We start from the raw sequence: 2,997 nt of genomic DNA on the forward strand, positions 1-2,997 counted from the left end.
ATAACGTTTTTTTGTACTTGGGGGTAGTAAAAAGGCTTAAGTTGATGGGCATGGCCTCACCGTACCATTTCGGGAAAATTGTACGTTTAGACACAATTTGGACACATTTTAAGTATTTTCTGTACGTTAAGAGACATTTGTTCAGAAAATCTTATGTTTATGGACAAAGGATAAAACTCAATAATATCAACATTTTCTAACTATAATCTTGTTCATAAAGTGTGTATATAAATCAATGTTCAATTAAACTTATCATTTTATCTTTATGAACATGTATTCATCTTTAGAAAACACTGTAATGATAGGGGTTTGTATTCCTTAGCGTACAATTTTCCCAAAATGGTGTCGTGAGGCCTTGTATACCTTCTGCATTTACTTTTTTAGTTTCTGTAATTTGGTTTTGAAGGTTTTCAATTTTACCATTGTGACGAAATGCATTATAAGCACCTAAAGCAACGATACAAAGTGAAAAGACAGCTACAACATTCCAAACAAGTTTTACAATTGGCCTTTTTAATGTTGCACGTTTAATCATTTTGACTTCTTGAGATTTTTCTTTTTCATCTCGTTTTAACAATTTAGCTGAGTAAATATTCTTTTTTTCTTTCCATTTTGCTATTTTTTCCCGAAAAGATAGTTTATTCGAAGATTCCGAATTTTGTTTCGCTACTTTTCCCCACTTTTTCAAAGTGTCATCACCTCTTCCCTTGTAATAGAAAGACAAGGCTTGCAAAGATAATAAGAGTTCCTATCATTCCAAATTGTGCAACTCCTAAATTATAAAACACTGAAAATTGTTGTTTTGCAAACTCCCAAACCCCCTGTGTTTCGGGGAAAGCTGATAAAATAAAGCTTCCCACGAAACAAATCCCAGCGATATATATAAGTGATTTAAAAATAGATCGAAGCATAAGCCTCCCCCTACAGTTCTTTTTTTACTTCTGGTTCATCTAGTACATAGTGATAAATAGCTCCAAATGGATCCTGTTCTATATCTCCTCGACTAGCTACTAACACTGGAATACTTAGCTTATACTTTTCTTTTTCCTCGACACTCAAAATATCTCGGATAGTCTTAATTGTATTCGGTGCATTTCCCCCTATAAATAGAACTCTCCAGTCTGTAACAGGAGCTTCAAAACCTACATGTATATCATAATCTTCAAGCAATTCTTGACCTCTAATTAAAAAATCATTATATCGAATTACTTTTTGAACAGTATTCTGTCGTTTTGCTATACTGCGCTCTAATTCAATAAACAAACCTAGATTATCTTTGCTACCCTTTGGACCGATGATCATCAAGCCATCTGGCTTGATGACGTCTGGTTTATTTTTTGTATATTGCCAAGTTGCCCTCGATTCTGGAATCCAGTCTTTCACCTCTAAATCATAGTTATCTGCTTCTCTTTGATACCATGCAACAATACGATTTAACATCAATTGGTGCTGATACCATGGCGCAAGCTTTGTTGTCCAGTGACGATTCCATTTCACAATCCCTTGAATTTGCTCTACAATCTCCACTCCAAAAGTTGTTAATGTATAAACATTTACTGGTTTGGTTGCAAACTCGATAGGAACTGTAAAACTTTTGATATATCCAGCATCTTCAAGCGTCCTCAAACGATGCATAACCGCTGGCTTACCATAATATTTTGTAAGTACATACTCAACAATGAAATCAGAATCCAGATACACAAAATCATGTAATTTCACTAACAATTCTTTATCTTGATCTGATAACACTAAATACTTTATCACTTCGTTTCCCCCTCTTTTCTCATGGGAGAATACCTAGTACACACTATTTCCCCTCATTTTTTAAGGTTCTATCTTTTTTTGTTCTTTTACCCTTTTCATAAACGATCCACTTGATACCTTTGCACTTACGGGTTGTTCCTGCTGATCTTGTATTTGTTCTACATTCTCTTCCTCTTTTTTAATTTTTTCATCCATTAAACCTGATTTAACCTGTAACATTTCTGTAGATTTCTTTAGATCCACTTTTGCTTTTCTTTTCAAATTTTCAGGCGTTTGTGGTTGTTTAGAAAGTGGTGCTTTTTTCTTTCTGACTGGACTAGAACTGACTAACACCGGTGTTTTCTTAGGGACATATTCTTCATCACGCATATACGCTTGAATCATTAAATCAATTTCAGACTGATGATACCCATTTTTAGCTGACAATTCTTCTGCCTTCTTCAAAGTCCAAGTGTTTGACTTTTTAACATCTTCTTCATTCCGAAAATCCACTTTGGTTCCATCCTCATGATAACGATCCAATGGAGGCACTTCTACAACTGCCTGGACTGTCTGATCTACTCCATTAATATGATCCTGCGTGCGAATGACAGCAACGCGATCAGCTAAACCACTTAAGAACCCCTCTGTATATGTTGACTCATCTTTGTTTTTTCCAGCTACTTTAAAGAATCTCGTTGATACTTGTGCATCTTCAGATCCCTGTCTACATACAAAAAAGTTTCCTTGTACATTAATAAGTGCGCTTTGAAGGTCTTTATTTAAATCTTTAATTGACTGTGTTGCAATTCCTAAAGAAAGTCCCTTTTTACGTTGTTCGCGAATCATATACGGAAAAATAGAGGCTTTTACTTTTGCTGCTTCATCAATCACAAACTGATGAAGTAAAGGCTTTCCTTGACGCATATCAGCTACTCGGTAATATAAATAAGTCAAAGCACTCCCTATCACACTAATTTCTCGCTCACTCATACCACTGAAATCATAAAAAATAATATGTCCCTCATCAAACCATTTCCTTACTGGCAAAGCAAACTCTTTTTGTCCAAACATCCGCTTGAATAGTGTATTAGATGTAAATATATCTAGACGGTTCAAAATAGGAGTGGTGGACATGTCTAGTAAATCTGGTGCTTCCATAATCCAAAAATCGTATAATTCTGCCGTTTCTGGATTACCCTCATGCCCATCAACTTAAGAGAACAAATAAAATGAAATTCCCTTCAAAAGGGT

4 protein-coding genes are annotated in these 2,997 nt (G+C 35.0%); all 4 read right to left on the minus strand.

Annotated elements, in window-relative coordinates; all coding sequences use genetic code 11:
* Positions 1-283 precede the first annotated feature (283 nt).
* From ACODS7_RS31580 to ACODS7_RS31595, 4 genes are read right to left on the minus strand one after another with little or no spacing between them, the layout of a single operon-like run.
* On the minus strand, positions 284-688 hold the full coding sequence (locus tag ACODS7_RS31580; RefSeq protein WP_243169156.1) for a hypothetical protein: 405 nt from the start codon (positions 686-688) through the stop codon (positions 284-286).
* Positions 689-695: 7 nt separating this feature from the next.
* Positions 696-911 (minus strand): hypothetical protein, encoded by a 216-nt coding sequence (locus tag ACODS7_RS31585; RefSeq protein ID WP_208742697.1) that lies wholly within the window; start codon positions 909-911, stop codon positions 696-698.
* Positions 912-921: 10 nt separating this feature from the next.
* Entirely contained in the window at positions 922-1,764 is an 843-nt protein-coding gene (locus ACODS7_RS31590) for a replication-relaxation family protein (protein ID WP_208742696.1), read from the minus strand.
* A 60-nt stretch (positions 1,765-1,824) separates the two neighbouring features.
* Complete coding sequence (locus tag ACODS7_RS31595) at positions 1,825-2,904, minus strand: ATP-binding protein (RefSeq protein WP_488828511.1); 1,080 nt, start codon at positions 2,902-2,904, stop codon at positions 1,825-1,827.
* Positions 2,905-2,997 lie beyond the last annotated feature (93 nt).

Source organism: Bacillus sp. FG16, from assembly GCF_057809515.1.

What these genes read in the sequence shown, in the direction of transcription:
- ACODS7_RS31585 (WP_208742697.1), bottom strand. Translation starts at nt 911, where the DNA reads ATGCTTCGATCTATTTTTAAATCACTTATATATATCGCTGGGATTTGT.
- ACODS7_RS31595 (WP_488828511.1), bottom strand. Translation starts at nt 2,904, where the DNA reads ATGGAAGCACCAGATTTACTAGACATGTCCACCACTCCTATTTTGAAC.